The sequence below is a fragment of the Nocardioides sp. GY 10113 genome (assembly GCF_004919105.1).
GTDB lineage: Bacteria > Actinomycetota > Actinomycetes > Propionibacteriales > Nocardioidaceae > Nocardioides.
Genome location: NZ_STGK01000018.1, coordinates 16629 through 32212, shown reverse-complemented (window position 1 = coordinate 32212; position 15584 = coordinate 16629). Strand labels below are relative to the sequence as shown.

General features: G+C 74.6%; 20 protein-coding genes. 5 read left to right on the top strand and 15 right to left on the bottom strand.

The genetic code is table 11. From position 1 onward, the window contains the following. Positions 1-33: 33 nt before the first annotated feature. On the bottom strand, positions 34-384 hold the full coding sequence (locus E8D34_RS21150) for a hypothetical protein (protein ID WP_206056790.1): 351 nt from the start codon (positions 382-384) through the stop codon (positions 34-36). Positions 385-439: 55 nt separating this feature from the next. Next, a complete protein-coding gene (locus tag E8D34_RS17990) occupies positions 440-868 on the bottom strand; it encodes a molybdenum cofactor biosynthesis protein MoaE (RefSeq protein ID WP_136596049.1) in 429 nt (142 codons plus the stop codon). 125 nt (positions 869-993) lie between these two features. On the opposite strand from E8D34_RS17990, the gene E8D34_RS17985 reads away from it, so the two are divergent. Both E8D34_RS17985 and E8D34_RS17980 read left to right on the top strand, forming a co-directional pair. Continuing rightward, on the top strand, positions 994-2331 hold the full coding sequence (locus E8D34_RS17985; protein WP_136596048.1) for a zinc-dependent metalloprotease: 1338 nt from the start codon (positions 994-996) through the stop codon (positions 2329-2331). Between the two features lie 11 nt (positions 2332-2342). Continuing rightward, positions 2343-2906 carry an NUDIX domain-containing protein gene (locus tag E8D34_RS17980; RefSeq protein ID WP_136596047.1) on the top strand — a complete coding sequence of 188 codons (564 nt, stop codon included), beginning with the start codon at positions 2343-2345 and terminating at the stop codon, positions 2904-2906. 49 nt (positions 2907-2955) lie between these two features. Here the strand turns inward: E8D34_RS17980 and E8D34_RS17975 are convergent, their stop codons facing one another. The 3 genes from E8D34_RS17975 to E8D34_RS17965 form a co-directional block, all read right to left on the bottom strand. After that, a complete protein-coding gene (locus E8D34_RS17975) occupies positions 2956-3348 on the bottom strand; it encodes a M48 family metallopeptidase (RefSeq protein WP_136596046.1) in 393 nt (130 codons plus the stop codon). Positions 3349-3358: 10 nt separating this feature from the next. Further along, the gene (locus E8D34_RS17970; RefSeq protein ID WP_240771441.1) at positions 3359-4411 is read right to left on the bottom strand and encodes a PHP domain-containing protein; all 1053 of its coding nucleotides are present in this window, start codon (positions 4409-4411) and stop codon (positions 3359-3361) included. Between the two features lie 417 nt (positions 4412-4828). Beyond that, positions 4829-5659 carry an enoyl-CoA hydratase/isomerase family protein gene (locus E8D34_RS17965; protein ID WP_240771440.1) on the bottom strand — a complete coding sequence of 277 codons (831 nt, stop codon included), beginning with the start codon at positions 5657-5659 and terminating at the stop codon, positions 4829-4831. Positions 5660-5817: 158 nt separating this feature from the next. Here E8D34_RS17965 and E8D34_RS20880 point away from each other — a divergent pair, with 158 nt between their 5' ends. Together E8D34_RS20880 and E8D34_RS17960 are read left to right on the top strand one after the other, a co-directional pair. Continuing rightward, positions 5818-5976, top strand: coding sequence for a DUF5679 domain-containing protein (locus E8D34_RS20880; RefSeq protein ID WP_168929513.1), 159 nt, complete (start codon positions 5818-5820; stop codon positions 5974-5976). Between the two features lie 117 nt (positions 5977-6093). Further along, positions 6094-6966, top strand: coding sequence for a hypothetical protein (locus E8D34_RS17960; RefSeq protein ID WP_136596043.1), 873 nt, complete (start codon positions 6094-6096; stop codon positions 6964-6966). 37 nt (positions 6967-7003) lie between these two features. Here E8D34_RS17960 and E8D34_RS20875 read toward each other — a convergent pair whose 3' ends face one another. From E8D34_RS20875 to E8D34_RS17945, 5 genes are all read right to left on the bottom strand, one after another. After that, positions 7004-7168, bottom strand: a complete 165-nt coding sequence (locus E8D34_RS20875; RefSeq protein ID WP_168929512.1) for a hypothetical protein — start codon at positions 7166-7168, stop codon at positions 7004-7006. A gap of 147 nt (positions 7169-7315) precedes the next feature. After that, a complete protein-coding gene (locus E8D34_RS20870; RefSeq protein ID WP_168929511.1) occupies positions 7316-7468 on the bottom strand; it encodes a hypothetical protein in 153 nt (50 codons plus the stop codon). 94 nt (positions 7469-7562) lie between these two features. Continuing rightward, a complete protein-coding gene (locus E8D34_RS17955; protein WP_206056789.1) occupies positions 7563-7832 on the bottom strand; it encodes a WhiB family transcriptional regulator in 270 nt (89 codons plus the stop codon). Positions 7833-7975: 143 nt separating this feature from the next. Beyond that, positions 7976-8230, bottom strand: coding sequence for a hypothetical protein (locus tag E8D34_RS17950; protein WP_136596041.1), 255 nt, complete (start codon positions 8228-8230; stop codon positions 7976-7978). A gap of 129 nt (positions 8231-8359) precedes the next feature. Further along, on the bottom strand, positions 8360-10543 hold the full coding sequence (locus tag E8D34_RS17945; RefSeq protein WP_346763615.1) for an ATP-dependent DNA helicase UvrD2: 2184 nt from the start codon (positions 10541-10543) through the stop codon (positions 8360-8362). 57 nt (positions 10544-10600) lie between these two features. Between E8D34_RS17945 and E8D34_RS17940 the strand changes: the two genes are divergently transcribed. After that, positions 10601-10855 (top strand): mycoredoxin, encoded by a 255-nt coding sequence (locus E8D34_RS17940; RefSeq protein WP_136596039.1) that lies wholly within the window; start codon positions 10601-10603, stop codon positions 10853-10855. Between the two features lie 39 nt (positions 10856-10894). Here the strand turns inward: E8D34_RS17940 and E8D34_RS17935 are convergent, their stop codons facing one another. The 5 genes from E8D34_RS17935 to E8D34_RS17915 all read right to left on the bottom strand — a co-directional run bounded on the left by E8D34_RS17935 (position 10895) and on the right by E8D34_RS17915 (position 15556). Continuing rightward, complete coding sequence (locus tag E8D34_RS17935) at positions 10895-12211, bottom strand: hypothetical protein (protein WP_136596038.1); 1317 nt, start codon at positions 12209-12211, stop codon at positions 10895-10897. After that, positions 12208-12726 (bottom strand): SigE family RNA polymerase sigma factor, encoded by a 519-nt coding sequence (locus E8D34_RS17930; RefSeq protein ID WP_136596037.1) that lies wholly within the window; start codon positions 12724-12726, stop codon positions 12208-12210. The genes E8D34_RS17935 and E8D34_RS17930 overlap by 4 nt, the downstream gene beginning before the upstream one ends. Positions 12727-12829: 103 nt before the next feature. Then, on the bottom strand, positions 12830-13741 hold the full coding sequence (gene nudC, locus E8D34_RS17925) for an NAD(+) diphosphatase (protein ID WP_136596036.1): 912 nt from the start codon (positions 13739-13741) through the stop codon (positions 12830-12832). A 37-nt stretch (positions 13742-13778) separates the two neighbouring features. Next, on the bottom strand, positions 13779-14834 hold the full coding sequence (locus tag E8D34_RS17920) for an S-adenosylmethionine:tRNA ribosyltransferase-isomerase (RefSeq protein WP_136596035.1): 1056 nt from the start codon (positions 14832-14834) through the stop codon (positions 13779-13781). Continuing rightward, entirely contained in the window at positions 14831-15556 is a 726-nt protein-coding gene (locus tag E8D34_RS17915; RefSeq protein WP_136596034.1) for an SDR family oxidoreductase, read from the bottom strand. Before E8D34_RS17915 ends, E8D34_RS17920 begins: the two co-directional genes overlap by 4 nt. Positions 15557-15584: the final 28 nt, after the last annotated feature.

Genomic DNA, 15584 nt, shown 5'->3' with positions numbered 1-15584 from the left:
GACCCATCCTTGCTGCTCAGCCGGGGGGCGCGGTCAGGACGCCCGGCGGCCGTGACCGCCGGCGGAGCGGTGCTGCGGGGTGTCCGCTCCCGGCTGGGCCTGCTGCTGGGCCTGCAGCTGGGGCGGCTCGGCCGCGTCGAGCAGCACCGGTCGCGAGCGCGAGGGACGCAGCGCCACCCCGCTGACGCGATCCGGCGAGCGGCGCTCGGCCGCATACCCCGGCCGGCGCCGCTGCTCGCGCTCCAGCGCCTCGCCGAGGCGTCGCGCCGCGGTCTCGGCGTCGACGGGCCGATGGACCCGGTCCTGACGCCCCCACCATGCCACCCACAGCGCCGTCACGGCAGTGACGACGACGGCCGGGGCCAGCCAGAGCAGGATCTCCACGCCACGACAGTAGGCCCGGGCCGGGAGGTTGGAGGCGCGGCGCGCCGGGTGCGCGTCAGGGTGCGCCGACCCACTCCTCGGTGCCGTCGGTGAACGACTGGTGCTTCCAGATCGGGACCTCGGCCTTGAGGGTGTCGATCAGCGCCCGGCTGGCGTCGAACGAGGACCCGCGGTGGGCGGCCACGGCCGCCACCACCACCGCGAGGTCGCCCACGGCGAGGTCGCCGACGCGGTGCACGGCGGCCAGCCCGGTCACGTCGTACTCCTCGGCGACCCGGTCGCAGACGTCGCGCAGGCGCTCCAGCGCACTGGGGTGCGCGGAGTAGGCGAGGGCCTTCACGCCCGCGCCGTTGTCGTGGTCGCGGACCCGGCCCACGAACAGCACCAGGCCACCCGCCGTGGGGTCCTCCAGGTGGTCGAGCACGTCGGGCACCGACAGCGGCTCCTCACTGATCGCGGCCAGGCGTACGGCGGGGTGCGGCATGGAGGCAGCCTAGGGCGTGTCTCCCATGTCGGCATCGTCGCGCAGCAGGCGCGGTCCTGGGGGACACGCCCGAGGACCCCCGCCTCGCCTCGCGCCCGGTTGGCGACTCCGCGTAGATTCGAGCCATGAGCACCGGCGATTCCGACCAGCCGAACCCGTTCAAGGGCACCCCGTTCGAGCAGCTCTTCGGCGCGCTCGGCGGAGCGTTCGGCGGCCCGGGAGGCGGCCAGGCCTTCTTCCAGCAACTGCAGTCGCTGATGCAGCCCCACGACGGCCCCCTGAACTGGCAGGCCGCGGGCGACATCGCGCGCCAGGCGGTCGCCCAGGAGCCCGACCCGTTCCCGACCAGCCGCGAGTCCGACCGGGTCGCCGACGCGGTCCAGCTCGCCGACCACTGGCTCGACACCGCCACCGCGTTCCCGTCCGGGGTGACCACCACCGCCGCCTGGAGCCGCGCGGAGTGGCTGGTGGAGACGCAGCCCGTCTGGAAGGTGCTGGTCGAGCCGATCGCGGCGACCTCCGTGGCCGGCGTCGGCAACGCGCTGCCCGAGGAGATGCGCGCCACCGCCGGCCCGATCCTCGGCATCCTCGGCCAGGCGGTCGGGGCGATGATGGCCAGCCAGGTCGGACAGGGCCTGGGCGCCCTCGCCGGCGAGGTGCTCACCGCCTCCGACGTGGGCCTGCCCCTCGGCGCGCCCGGCAAGGCCGCCCTGGTGCTGACCAACGTGCGCGCGTTCGCCGAGGGCCTCGGCGTGAGCGAGGAGGACGTGGTCCTCTACCTCGCCCTGCGCGAGGCCGCCCACCAGCGTCTCTTCGCCAACGTCTCCTGGCTGCGCGACTACCTGATCGGTGCGGTCACCGACTACGCCCGCGGCCTGGAGCTGAACGCCTCGCAGATCCAGGAGCGGATGCAGGAGCAGCTGCGCGGCATCGACCCGAGCAACCTCGAGTCGATGCAGTCGCTGCTCGAGGGCGGGCTCTTCGACCCGCCGAAGACCCCGGCCCAGGAGGCCGCGCTGTCGCGCCTGGAGATCGCGCTCGCCCTGGTCGAGGGCTGGGTCGACGAGGTCGTCGGCCAGGCCACCGCCCAGCGGATGCCCACGGCCGCCCAGCTGCGCGAGGCGGTCCGCCGCCGCCGCGCCGCCGGCGGTCCGGCCGAGCAGACCTTCGCCGCGCTGGTCGGCCTGGAGCTGCGCCCGCGCCGGCTCCGCGACGCCTCGACGCTGTGGGGCGGGCTGCGCGCCCGGTCCGGCGAGGAGGCCCGCGACGGCGTGTGGATGCACCCCGACCTGCTGCCGACCGCCGCGGACCTCGACGACCCGCTCTCCTTCCGCGCCGAGGCCACCGCACCCGAGGAGCTCTCGGCCGAGGACTTCGACGCCGAGCTGCGCAAGCTCCTCGACGGCCCGGCCGGCCCGACCGACGGGGACGACTCCCCCGCCGGCGACGAGCCGACCGCCTGAGCCCGCCTCCGGTGACCGACCACCGGGCGGACCTGCACGCCGACGCGCTCGCGACCCTGCGCGCCTGGACCCCGCCGACCGAGGAGCAGCACGCGCTGCGGGAGCGGTTCGTCGCGCTGCTCGCCGCGGAGCCGGACGGGATGTGGCGCTCGGCGTACCCCGACCACCTGACCGCCGGCACGCTGGTCCTGGACGAGGCCGGCGAGCGGGTGCTGCTCAACCTGCACCGCAAGGCCGGCCGCTGGTTCCACTTCGGCGGGCACGCGGAGGTCGGCGATCCGACGCTGGCCTCGGTGGCGCTGCGCGAGGCCCGGGAGGAGTCGGGCATCGGCGACCTGGACCTGCACCCGGTGCCGCTGCAGCTGGACGTGCACGTGGTGCCGTTCTGCGACCCGCGCGGCGGCGTCAGCCACCTCGACGTGCGCTATGCCGCCCTGGCGCCGGCGGGCGCCCAGGAGGCGGTCAGCGAGGAGTCGCTGGCGCTGCGCTGGTGGCCGGTCGACGACCTGCCCGACCTGGAGCCGAGCATGCTGCGGCTGATCGGGTGGGCGCGCGCCGCGCTGGTCGGCACCTGAGCGCCCGGCCGACCAACCTCAGCCCAGCCGCCCCGGCGCGGTCGCCGGCTCAGCCGGAGTGGTCGGCCGGCGGGTGCGGGACGCGGCTGGCGTCGGACCAGCCGATCAGGTAGCCCTTCGCCTTCTCCGCCAGCGGGTAGTGGCTGACCCAGGCCCAGAACTTGTCGTCGTGCTGCGGCTCCAGCAGGTGGGCCAGCTCGTGGACCAGGACGTAGTCCACCACCCAGTCGGGCATCCGCGTGAGGCGCTCGGAGAGTCGGATGCTGCGGTCCCCCGGCGTGCAGGAGCCCCACCGCGTCCGCTGGTTGGAGACCCAGCGCACCGACTCCGGCTGAGCCAGACCGCCCAGGTAGAGGTCGCTGAGCTCCACGGCCCGCCGCATCAGCAGTTCGTCCGCCTCGGCCTGCTGGCCGCGACGCGCTGGACGACGGGTTTCGGTCATGCGTTCGACCCTAGGGCCTGGCCCAGTCCAACAAGCGGCTCTTTCGCCAGGTGTTGACAATTCGTTCGGATTCGATGCCGGCGGCCTCGGCGCGCTCGCAGCCCAGCACCGGGAAGTCCAGCTGTCCCGGTGCGTGGGCGTCGCTGTCGATGGAGAACAGGCAGCCGACGTCCCGCGCGAGCTCGAGCAGCCTCGTCGGCGGGTCGCGCCGCTCGGGCCGGGAGTTGATCTCGACCGCCACCCCCTCCTCCGCGCACGCCTCGAAGACGGCTCGCGCATCGAACCGCGACTCGGCCCGCGTGCCGCGGTTGCCGGTGACCAGTCGACCGGTGCAGTGACCGAGCACGTTGGTGAAGGGGTTCCGGACCGCCGCCACCATCCGTCGGGTCATCGCCGCGGGATCCATCGCCAGCTTCGAGTGGACGCTGGCGACCCGGACCTCCAGCCGCTCCAGCATCGCCGGGGACTGATCCAGGCCGCCGTCCTCGAGGATGTCGACCTCGATCCCCTTCAGCAGCGTGAAGCCCGACCCGGCCAGGTGGTCGTTGACGGCGTCGACGACGTCGAGCTGGCGCGCCAGCCGTTCCGCGCTGAGTCCCCGGGCGACCTTGAGCCGCGGCGAGTGATCGGTCAGCACCAGGTACTCGTGGCCGAGCTCCAGCGCGGTCATCGCCATCTCCTCGATCGGCGAGCCGCCGTCGGACCAGTCGGAGTGGGAGTGCAGGTCGCCGCGGAGCAACGAGCGCAGGTGAGCACCGCCGGCGGTCAGCGGCGCTCCGTACTCCGCCTCGGCGGCGGCCAGCCGCTCGGGCATCTCCCCCGCCACGGCGGCCGCGATCACCTTCGCGGTGCTGGCGCCGATCCCGGGCAGGTCCGTCAGCGTGCCGGCGGCGGCCGCCGCCGCGACCTCCTCGGGCGGCAGCGGCAGGATCGCCGACGCCGCCCGCCGGAAGGCCTTGACCTTGTAGCTGTCGGCGCGGCCCCGCTCCAGTAGGAAGGCGATCCGGCGCAGCGCGGCGACGGGGGTTCCGTCGTAGGGCTCGGCCGGCCGCTGTCCCGACACGCCGACCACCCCCGAACACTTTCTTATCCACAGGCGGTGGATGACTCTCCCGCGCCACCCTCGACCCGCTCCGGACGCATCGGTGCAGGTCATACAAGCCTACGGGGCCGGCCCAGCCCGGCCCCCACCTGCTCGTACGCCGAAACAGGCACTGGTTCTCCACCGGCTTCCCCCAGGCCACCGGCTGCCTATCCACGGAGTTTCCGCACCGTCCACAGCGAAATCCACAGGTCTGTCCACAGCTGGGAAATGTTGGGCATTGACGCGGCGTCGCCGTGTTCCTACGGTTCTGCACAGACGAGGCCCCCGGTTGGCCCGCAGACGTTCGCAAGGGGAAGGCAAACGTCGGCGGCAGACCGGGGGCCTCTTCCTCGTTCCGGGCGCGAGTCGCCGACAGCTCCGGCCGACTCGCGCTGCTCAGCGGCCGTGGAAGACCGGGGCGCGCTTCTCCTGCACCGCCCGGATCCCCTCCTGGAGATCCTCGGTGGCGAGCGTGACCGGCTGCGCCAGTGACTCCCAGGCCAAGCAGGCCTCGAGGTCGGCGTGGCCCCGCTGCAGCGCGCCCTTGGTCAGCCGGCTCGCGATCGGCGCCGTGGCAGCGATCTCCGCGGCGGTCTCCAGCACGGTCGACAGGAAGGCCTCCGGCTCGATCACCCGCGAGACCAGCCCCAGCCCGAGCGCCTCGTCGGCGTCGACCAGCCGGCCGGTGAGCATCAGGTCACGGGCAGCCGACGGTCCGACCACGTCCGGCAGCAAGTAGGTGCCGGCCATCCCGGGATGGAGCCCGAGCTTCACGAACGGCACGCCCATCCGCGCGCCGCGGGCGGCGTACCGGATGTCGCAGGCCAGCGCCAGGCAGAGTCCGGCGCCGATCGCCGGGCCGTTGATCGCCGCGATCGTCGGCACCTCGAGGCGGCGCACCGAGAGCCAGGCTCGGTAGAAGGGCAGCATCCGCTTTCGCAGGCCGTCCACACCGCCCTCGGCGCCCTCGGCCAGCCACGCGGTGTTGCCGCCGGAGGTGAAGGCCCGTCCCTCGCCGGTGACGACGACGACCCGCAGGTCCGGGTCGGCCGCGAGGTGGTCGATCGCGCGCACCCAGGAGGCGGTCATCTCCTGGCTCATCGCGTTGCGCAGGTCGGGCAGGTCCAGCACCAGCAGCGCGACGCCGGGGGCCGGCCGCTCGAGCCGCAGGTGCTCCAGAGCGGGCTCGACAGGCGGGGCGGCCGTGACTGCTGGTGAGGACGACACGAAAGACGAGTCTTGCGACATACGGGGCACGCTACTGCGACTCTGAACAACTGTGCCGTAGGGTCGTGGAGGTTCAGGACTGTGCTGAACCCCGGCGGGCTTCCCCCATGTCCCCCGTCGCGACGACCGAACGAACGAACATAAGCAAGGAGGCCGTCATGGCGGAGACCTGGAGCGGCGAGTTCTACTGCGTCAAGTGCAAGGCCAAGCGTCAGGCCGATGGCGAGGTCAAGGTCAACGAGAAGGGCACCCGGATGGCCAAGGCCGTCTGCCCCGAGTGTGGCACCAACCTCAACCGGATCCTCGGCAAGGCCTGAGCACCACCGATCCACACCCGAGGGCGGTCCACCGGCAACGGTGGACCGCCCTCGGGCTTTCTCCGACCTGTGGAGAGGCGCGGGCGACGCTCGTCCGACGGTGCCACCCTTGCCGCCATGACCGCGGAGCCGACGTCACCGCACCGGGCTCCCGGCCGGGCGCACGGTGACCTCCCCCGACTGCGGCCGGGACGAGCGGTGCTGCGCCGCGATGCCGCGACGCTCCAGATCGGCCTCGACCGGTACGCCGTCCGACTCGCCGACACGCCCGCGATCCGCGCGCTGCTCGCCGCCCTCGACCCCCGGCACGTGCCGGTGCCCGGCGCCGGCGTCGTGGATCCCGCGGAGCTTGCGGACCCCGCGGACCCCGCGGTGCGGGACGCTCTGTCCCGCCTGAGCGCCCACGGCCACCTCACCACCTCGGGCGCGGCACCCCGCGACCGCCCGGCCGTCGTCGGCCTGGTCGACGCCACCCCCGCCTCACGGGACCGGATCGCTCCGCTGCTCGCCCAGGCCGGCCTGGCCCTGGGCGAGCGGTCGGCGATCGCCTGGCTGGTGCTGGCCGCCGGACCACCCCGTCGGGAGACGGTCGACGACCTGGTCCGAGCGGGCGCCCCGCACCTGGTGGTCAGCGGCCTCGAGGAGACCCGGCGGGTCGGGCCGTTCGTCGTCCCCGGCCGCACCGCGTGCCTGCGCTGCGTGGACGCCCACGAGTCCGTGCACGATCCGCGCCGGCCGCTCCTGGTGGAGCAGGCCGCCGTGGCGGCCGCACGCTTCCCCGAGCCGGTCGATCCCCTGCTGGACCAGCTGACGCTGCTGCTCGCGGTCCGCGACCTGGCCACGTTCGCGGACGGACGCGAGCCCGCCACCTGGTCGGCCACGATCGACGTGCCGGGCCCCGACGCCCCGAGCGTCGCGCCGCGCCGGCGGCGCTGGCTGCGCCATCCCTACTGCGGCTGCGCGTGGGACCAGTCCGTGTTCGGCGCGTAGCCGATCCGGGCGCCCGCGCCCGGTGACGACCGGCAGGTCACCACCACTCGCTGTCGAGCTTGGCCTCCATCGACCGCAGGTGGGAGCGCGAGCAGGACTCGCAGAACCAGCGCCGGCGTCCCTGCTCCACGGCGAACGTCCAGGTCAACGGCGCCGCCTCGCCGGGCGCCGTCGTACCGCAGAAGTCACAGGTGACGGTCACGACTCCAGCCTAGGAGCCGCCCGGGCGACGCCAGGTCGACGCGCGCGAAAGGGGCCGGATCCGTGGCGGATCCGACCCCTTTCCCTGCACCCGCGATCAGGTGCTCACCGGCACGCCCCGCGTGCTGCCCGCTGACCCCCCGATGGGTCACAGGGAGCGAGCGAGGGCGACGCGTGCCCGCTGCGCGGCCCGCTCGGCCTTGCGGCTGAGGCGGTGGGCGCGGGCCTCGCGCCACTGTCGCGCGTCTTCCAGGCGCGCGGATCGCTCGGCGCGCACCAGGTACTCGTTGTTGTTGCTCATCGTCTTCTCCGGTCTTGTGTGAGGTCTTCGTGGTGGTGATCGGTCGGCTGGTAGGTGGCAGCGAGGGGACCGGCCGCGAGGGCCAGCCCTCCTGCTACGCGGCGCTGGCGTCCTTGCGGGGACGGCCGCGGGGCCGCTTGCGGGGGATCACTGCTCCCTGCAGGAACAGCTGACCGCCCCAGACACCCCAGGGCTCACGCCGTTCGAGAGCTCCGGCGAGGCAGAGGGCCTGCATCGGGCAGTCGCCGCAGAGCGACTTGGCGGACTCCACGTCGGACGGGGACTCCGCGAACCACAGCTCTGCATCGTTGATGCGGCAGGGCAGCAGCTCGTCCAGCGTCGGCTCGAGAACACTGATGGTCATCTGTGTCACCTCCTTCTCGTTCGACCTGATCGCGTTGGTCATCTCATCGGGGGATTCGGGTAGGGGCCCTGAGATACGACAAAGGCCGCGGATCCCGGGTTTCGGGTTCCGCGGCCTGGAGGTTCAGCCGACTGAGTGTGAGCTCAGAGGGGTGGACTCCAGGTGGGAGAACCCGAGGCGAAACCGGCGATGCCGGTCCAGCCGTTGCCAGTGCTGGCAGCGCGGTCCCGCTTGATCGCCGAGGCGGCCACGAGGGCGCGCTGCTCGGCGGCACGGAACGCGTCACGCGCGACGACGCCCTGGACATCGGTCCGGAGGGCGGAGGCAGCGGTGGCGCAGCCGACGGCGGGCACGACGAAGTGCCGGTCCATCGCCGGGGTCATCGTGAAGTTCTCCATGCTGGCCACCTCCTCTGCGGTGATCGTGCGCCGGTCGTGCCAGGACCGTGGTGCGCTGTGGGCTGTTGGGACGGAACGCTACGGCCCCCCATTTGGGGAGCGCAAACTATTTATCGGCCTTTTCGGGAACTATTTTCTGCCATCGCCGTCGGCGACCAGCTCCAGCACCGCGTCGCCGTAGTGCTCGAGCTTGCTGGGCCCCACGCCGCTGATCCGGCCCAGGCCGCCCAGGTCGGTCGGGCGGACCTCGGCGATCAACTCCAGCGTGGCGTCGGTGAAGATCACGAACGCGGGCTTGCCCTGGTCCGCGGCCTCCGTCTTGCGCCACTCCTTGAGGCGCTCCAGCAGCGCCTCGTCGTAGTGGACCGGGTGGTGGGCGCAGCGACCGCGCTTGCGCTCCCCCGCCGAGCCGAGCGGCTGGTGGCACTCGCGACAGCGGGCCACCGTCTTCGCCCGCGTCGCCTGGGGCTGCTGACCGGCCGGCAGCAGCGGCAGCAGGAACCGCGAGGGCCGCCGGCGGGCCGCCTGCCCGGGGTTGCGAGCCGCGGCCCAGGAGACCCAGAGGTGGACCCGGGCCCGGCTCATGCCGACGTAGAGCAGGCGCCGCTCCTCCTCGACGGCCTCCGGGCGCCCCGCCTCCGCCGCCTGCTCGGCGTAGGTGATCGGGACCGTGCCGTCCTGGACGCCGCAGCAGAAGACCGCATCCCACTCCAGGCCCTTCGCGGCGTGGAAGGTGGCCAGCGTGACGCCGTCGGCCGACGGCGCGTGCTGCTCGGCGGCGCGCCGGTCCAGGTCGTCGACGAAACCGTTGAGCGAGCCACCGACCTGCCCGCCGCCCTGCGCCGAGCCGTGGTCGGCGCCGTGCTGGGCGGCGAACTCGTCGGCCTGGTCGACGAGCGCCTGGAAGGACTCCCATCGGTCGCGCACCTGGCCGCGGGTGGTCGGCGGCTCGGCCGCCCAGCCCATCCCGGCCAGCACCGCGCGAACCACCTCGACCCAGGGTTCGTCGGTGGACTCGGCCGCCCCCGACCGCGCCGCGCCACGCAGGCGCGTCACGGCCTCGCGCACCTCGGGGCGGTCGAAGAACCGCGCGGCGCCGCGCACCACGTACGGGATGCCGCGGTCGGCGAGCGCGTCCTCGAACGTCTCGGACTGGGCGTTGATCCGGAACAGCACGGCCATCTCGCCGTACGACGTCCCGCCGCGGTGGAGCTTGACGATCTGGTCGGCCACGGCCGCTGCCTCGGCCACCTCGTCGGAGTGCCCGGCGTAGCGGACCGCCGGTCCGGCCTCCCGCTGCGAGCGCAGCTGCACCCCCGCGCTGGGCGTGCCGGCGAGCAACCCGTTGGCCGCGGTGACGATCTGCGGCGACGAGCGGTAGTTGCGGACCAGCTCCACCGAGACCGCCCCCGGGAAGCGGCCGGCGAAGCCACGCAGGTAGGAGGCGTCCGCGCCCGCGAAGGAGTAGATGGTCTGCGCCGGGTCGCCGACCACGCAGAGCTCGTCGCGCCCGCCGAGCCAGAGCCCGAGCAGCGCGAACTGGAGCGGCGAGACGTCCTGGAACTCGTCGACGACGAACCACTTGTACTGCCGGCGCACCTGGGCGGCGACGCGCTCGTCGGTCTGCAGCACGCCGGCGGTGAACAGGAGCACGTCCTCCATGTCCATCCGGCCCTGACCGCGCTTGACCTCCTCGTAGGTCGCGAACAGCTTCGCGACCACCTCCGGGGTCTGGCCGGCCACGGAGCGGCCGGCCTTCGCGGCCAGCGCCGGGTAGTCGTCGTACCCGACGTTGCTGACCTTGGCCCACTCGATCTCCGAGGCGACGTCGCGCAGCAGCGCCTGGTCGGCCTGGACCCGCAGGTTGCGGCAGGCGGCCGCGAGCAGGCCGAGCTTGGACTCGGTCAGCGCGGGCAGCTCGGTGCCGTGCACCTGGGGCCAGAAGTAACGCAGCTGGCGCAGCGCGGCGCTGTGGAACGTGCGGGCCTGCACGCCCGGCGCGCCGAGCTGGCGCAGGCGCTGGCGCAGCTCGCCGGCGGCACGCGTGGTGAAGGTGAGCGCCAGCACCTCCGTGGGCGCGTAGACGCCCGTCCCGACGCCGTGCGCGATCCGGTGGGTGATCGCCCGGGTCTTGCCGGTGCCGGCACCCGCGAGCACGCGCACCGGGCCGCGCAGTGCCTCGGCCACCTGTCGCTGCTCGGGGTCCAGGGCGTCCAGCAGCTCCTCGGGACGACGACCGAGCGGAGGGGTTGACATGGCGCGCGGAAGCTCCTCGATGCCGGGATCGGCGTACGTCGATGGGACGATGACCACCGTAGGCGACACGACCGACACGACCGGACCCGGTCCGGCCACGAGAGGACACTGCCGATGAGCTTCACGATGTACACCACCCCCTGGTGCGGCTACTGCCACCGCCTGAAGTCCCAGCTGGACCGCGAGGGCATCACGTACGACGTCGTGGACATCGAGCAGGACCCCGCGGCCGCCTCCATCGTGGAGTCCGCCAACAACGGCAACCAGACCGTCCCGACGCTGGTCTACGTCGACGGCACCGCGCAGACCAACCCCTCGATCGCGCAGGTCAAGGCGAAGCTCGAGAGCCTCGCCGACCCGGTCGGCTGAGCGACCGCGGGGCGCCGCAGCGGCGCCCCGCCGCCACCCTCAGGGCAGGTCGCACCGCCCGTAGGCGCCCGGCACGTCGAGCGCGTCGACCAGCGAGTCGAGGCAGACCGTGCCGAGATCGGTGCCGACCATGCGGCCGCCCTCGAGGCGCCACTGCACCGCGTCCTGGTAGAGGTCGATGCCGGCCTCCGAGCGGAGGCTGACGAAGCCACCCGACCCGGACAGGAAGACGTCGGTGAACGGTCCCCCCGCCGCCGGCCCGCCGCCCTGCAGGGTCAGCCCGGCGGTCGGCTCGACCTCCACCGGCGCGATCAGGACGCCGTCGGAGCGGTAGAGCTCGTACTCGCTCGAGTCGCCCACGGACCGTTGCACGGCGAAGGCCACCCCATCGCCCGCCGGGAAGCTGGCGAAGAGCAGCCGGGGCGCCGGGCCGCCGGGAAGCCCGAGCCGGGCCGCGCCCACCACCAGCTCCACCGCACCATCGCCGACCTCGGGCTCCGTGCTGCCCTCGAGCCGCGCGGTCAGGCCGTCGATGCCCGAGCCCTGGGCGACCACCTCACCGTCGCCGACGCCGACCGTGTCCACCGGGGCCGGCTGCAGCTCGGGGAGGTCCCCGACCTCGCCGACGAACGTCGCGGCGGTGCCGCAGGGCTCCGGGACGGCGCTGCCGCCGCCGCTGCCGAGGCAGTGCATCCGGTCCGCGGTCGGCGTCAGCTCGGTGCCGCGCCCGGTCCACGCGTAGGTGGTCACGTAGGTCGTGTCCCCCACCCGGTGCGGGGTGCCGCTGAGCAGCCGGCCCGCGTCGTCGACCCACAGCAGGGCCGTCGGGAACCAGCCGAGCGCGACGGTCCCGAAGCTGCCGCCACCGTCGACCCGGTACGCCGACCCGCCGGCCACCACGACCAGGCGGTCGTCGCCCACGTCGGCGAGCCCGACCGGCTCCGGGTCGCCGCGGCGGATCGCGACGGTCGCCTCGCCGCCGCGGGTGAGCTCGGCGCGGATCCTGCCGCGCTCGACGACGACCTCGTCGCTCCTCCCGTCGCCGTCGACGTCGCCGCTGAGCCTCACCTCGTAGCTGGACGCGGTCGCGGACGTGGCGGCGGTGGCGGAGGGAGCGTCCGGCGGCGTCGTCGGGGCCGGCGCCGGCTCGACGTCGTCGGGGCCGCCGAGCGCGACGCCCAGTCCCACGCCGGCGGTCACCACGGTGACCGCGGCGGCGACCGCCAACGGCGCCCGCCACCGGTCCCACCACCCCTCCGTGGCGGCGGCCGGCACCGGCGGTGCGCTCGCGCCGCCGTCGTAGAGCTCGGCCCGCGCGGCCAGCGCCGCGCGCAACCGCTCCTCGGTGGGGTTCATCGCGCCGCCTCCTGTCCGACCAGCGCCCGCTCGAGCGCGTCCAGCCCGCGGCTGGCGGTCGACTTGACCGCCCCGCGGGAGATCCCGGTCGCCTCGGCGATCTCCGCCTCGCTCAGCCCCGACCAGTAGCGGAGCACGAGCACCTCGCGCTGGCGCTGCCCGAGCCGGGCCAGCGCCGCCAGCACCTCGCGGTGCTCCTCGGCGAGCACGGCCACCTCCTCGGGTCGGGCCGGCCCGACCTCCACCGGCGGCGCGTACGCACGGGAGGTGCGCCGGCGACGCAGCGCGGAGCGGGCGCCGTTCACCACCGACGTCCGCAGGTACGCCATCGCGGCACCGGGATCGCGCAAGGCGGCCCCACGCCGGACCAGGGCCGCGAACGCGTCCTGGACCACGTCCTCGGCGCTGGCCTCGTCATCGACCAGCAGGATCGCCAGCCGGGTCAGGGCGACCCGGTGGTCGGCGTACAGCGTGGCGACGTCGAGGGGCGGCGCCCCACGTGTCGGTTCCCCCATCGTCGTCTCCCGTCTGCGGCTTCACCCGTACAGACGCCTGGGCCTGCCGGAGGTTGCGCGGGCGCCGGGAGAATCTCCGTCCGCGGTGCCGCCCGCGGTGGCGCTACCAGCTGCCGGGCAGCGCGCCGCCGTACCACTGCTCGATCAGCGACCGGCTGATCGAGACCCCGCCGGGCAGCACCAGGCCGCCGTCCTCGGCCTCGGCCCGCATCTCCTCGCGGGTCAGCCAGCGAGCGTCCTCGACGTCGGCGTCCTCCAGGGTGATCGTGGCGTCGGTGGCGCGGCCGAAGAAGCCGAGCATCAGGCTCGCCGGCAGCGGCCACGGCTGGTTGCCGAAGTAGGCCACCTCGCCGACCAGCACGCCGGTCTCCTCCTGGACCTCGCGCCGCACCGCGTCCTCCAGCGTCTCACCGGGCTCGCAGAAGCCCGCCAGGGTGGAGTAGCGCCCGGCGGGCCAGGCCGGGTTGCGCCCGAGCAGGCAGCGTTCGTCGTCAGCGCCGGGCTCACCGTCGGTGACCAGCATGATCACCGCCGGGTCCGAGCGCGGGAACTGCGGCTTGCCGCACACCGTGCAGTGCAGCTCGTGACCGGCGGCGCGGACCTCCAGCGGGCCGCCGCAGCGCGGGCAGAAGCGCGTCGCCCACAGCCACTCGGCGATGCCGATCGCGTGGAAGAGCAGCGGCGCCACCCCGCCCTCGGTCGCCGCCAGGTAGGGCAACAGCCCGCGGAGCGGAACCCAGGCGCCGGGCTCCTCCTTGGCCACCTCGCCCGGCACGATCACCGCCCAGTGGGCGACGCCCGCCCGCTCGCCGAGGAAGACCCGGGTGCCCTCGGGCGCCAGGGACGTCGGCGCCCACTCCGGTCCGGTGGCGCCCGGGCGGATCCGGGTGCCGGCGACCACCAGCACCCGGCTGTCCGGGGCCGCCCAGCGGTCGGCCAGCCACCCCTCGTCCGTGCGGCGCAGCCCGTGACGCTCGTGCGGGGCGCGGCTCAGGTCCAGGTGCGGGAGGCTCACGCCGGCGAGCCTAGCCACGGGACCGCCCACCGGTGGCTCAGGGCAGCAACAGCCCGGCGTCGCCGAACTCGTGCCACAGGTAGCCGTGGCCGACCGCGGCGTCGTACGCGGCCTGGGTCAGCTCCGCCCCGGCGACCGCCTCCACCAGCAGCAGGTGGGAGGCGTGCGGGTCGTGCCAGCCCGAGATCAGCCCGTCCACCACCCGCGGCGGGTCCGCCGGGGTGATCACCCGCTCGGTCCAGCCCCGGGCCGGGGCGAGGCGACCGCGGTGGTCGACCGCCGACTCGAGCGCGCGGGTCACCGTGGTGCCGACCGCGACCACCCTGCCGCCGCCGGCCCGGGCCGCGGCGACCAGCCGCGCGGTGGCCGCGGGCACCTCGAACCGCTCGGGCTGCGGTCCCTCGCCCGCCTCCTGCGAGGAGACGCCGGTGTGCAGCGTGATCGGCGCGATCGCCAGCCCGCGGGCCACCAGCTCCGTGACCACCCGGTGGCTGAACGGGCGGCCCGCGGACGGCATCTCGGCGCTCCCCGGGCGCCGCGCGAAGACGGTCTGGTACGCCGACAGCGGGTAGCGCCGGTCCAGGTAGCCGTAGGCGATCGGCCGGCCGGACCGCGCCGCCTCGCGGGCCAGCGGGCCGTCCACGGCCGCCCGCCACAGCCGGTTGCCGCGGCCCGTCGGCGAGGACCGGCTCGGGTAGGGCTCGACCAGGCGCAGCGCGGCGCCCCCGGTCCGGACCAGGTCGTCCGGAGCGGCGTCGAGCACGGCCCGTTCGGCGTACGGCGCGGTGCGCAGCTCGACGACCCACGAGCCGTCGTCCAGAGGTGTGGCGAGGTGCAGGACGACCGGGCCGCGGCCGACGAGCTCGGCGTCGAGCTGCCGGGGCTGCGTCGCCGAGTCGTTGACGACCACCACGTCGCCCGCACGCAGGTGGTCCGGCAGGCCCCGGAACCGGTCGTGGCGGATGCCGTCGCCGGTGGCGACCAACAGCCGGACCCCGTCCCGGGCGACTCCCCGGCGTTCGGGTGGGGCGGGGGCGAACGACCCGGCCGGCGCGGGGAACGTGGTGCCGGGCTGCTCGTCCAGGATGCTCACGCGACCTCCCCCGGCGCCGCGCCGGCGGGGATGTCGACCGCGCGGTAGCGCCCCGAGGGCGGTCGCTGGGCGAGCAGCGCGCGCAGGCGGGGCACCACGGTCGCGGGCAGCGGCCGGTCGCCGATGTCCTCCCCGGGGAAGGCGGCCTGCTGCATCGCCGTCCGCATGTCCCCCGGATCGACGGCGTACGCCGTGATCGCCGGGTTCTCGGCCGCGAAGGTCAGCGTGACGTGGTCCAGCCCCGCCTTGGAGGCGCCGTAGAGCCCCCATCCCGGGTAGTGCTCGACGGCGGCGTCGGACGAGATCGAGAGCAGCACCCCGCGGGAGGCCACCAGGAGCGGCAGCAGCTCGGCGGTGAGCACCAGCGGTGCGCCGACATTGGTGCGCCAGACCCGCTGGAGGTCATCGATCCGGACCTCGGCGAGCGGCGGCAGCGGCGTCGGCCCCAGCGTGCTGGCGTTGTGCACCAGCAGGTCGAGCGCGCCCGCCTCGGCGAGGGCGTCGCGCAGCGCCGTCCGGTGGTCGGCGTCGGTGACGTCGCCGGGCAGCGCCACCACGCGGCCGGGGCCGGGGGTGGCGGGGGTGGGCAGTGATGCGGTGAGGTCGGCGAGCCGGTCTGGGCGGCGGCCGTCCGTGACCACCGTCCAGCCGTCGGCGGCCAGGTCGGCGACCAGCTCGCGGCCGAGTCCGGCCGATCCTCCGGTGACGAGTGCGACGGGCATGGGGTCCTCCTGGATGGGGAGCGGGGTT

Coding starts and splice junctions, on each gene's coding strand:
- E8D34_RS17975 (WP_136596046.1), bottom strand. CDS start 3,348: ATGACCGAAACCCGTCGTCCAGCGCGTCGCGGCCAGCAGGCCGAGGCG.
- E8D34_RS17940 (WP_136596039.1), top strand. CDS start 10,601: ATGAGCTTCACGATGTACACCACCCCCTGGTGCGGCTACTGCCACCGC.
- E8D34_RS17930 (WP_136596037.1), bottom strand. CDS start 12,726: ATGGGGGAACCGACACGTGGGGCGCCGCCCCTCGACGTCGCCACGCTG.
- E8D34_RS17985 (WP_136596048.1), top strand. CDS start 994: ATGAGCACCGGCGATTCCGACCAGCCGAACCCGTTCAAGGGCACCCCG.
- E8D34_RS17950 (WP_136596041.1), bottom strand. CDS start 8,230: ATGGAGAACTTCACGATGACCCCGGCGATGGACCGGCACTTCGTCGTG.
- E8D34_RS17955 (WP_206056789.1), bottom strand. CDS start 7,832: ATGACCATCAGTGTTCTCGAGCCGACGCTGGACGAGCTGCTGCCCTGC.
- E8D34_RS17935 (WP_136596038.1), bottom strand. CDS start 12,211: ATGAACCCCACCGAGGAGCGGTTGCGCGCGGCGCTGGCCGCGCGGGCC.
- E8D34_RS17915 (WP_136596034.1), bottom strand. CDS start 15,556: ATGCCCGTCGCACTCGTCACCGGAGGATCGGCCGGACTCGGCCGCGAG.
- E8D34_RS17960 (WP_136596043.1), top strand. CDS start 6,094: ATGACCGCGGAGCCGACGTCACCGCACCGGGCTCCCGGCCGGGCGCAC.
- E8D34_RS20870 (WP_168929511.1), bottom strand. CDS start 7,468: ATGAGCAACAACAACGAGTACCTGGTGCGCGCCGAGCGATCCGCGCGC.
- E8D34_RS20880 (WP_168929513.1), top strand. CDS start 5,818: ATGGCGGAGACCTGGAGCGGCGAGTTCTACTGCGTCAAGTGCAAGGCC.
- E8D34_RS17990 (WP_136596049.1), bottom strand. CDS start 868: ATGCCGCACCCCGCCGTACGCCTGGCCGCGATCAGTGAGGAGCCGCTG.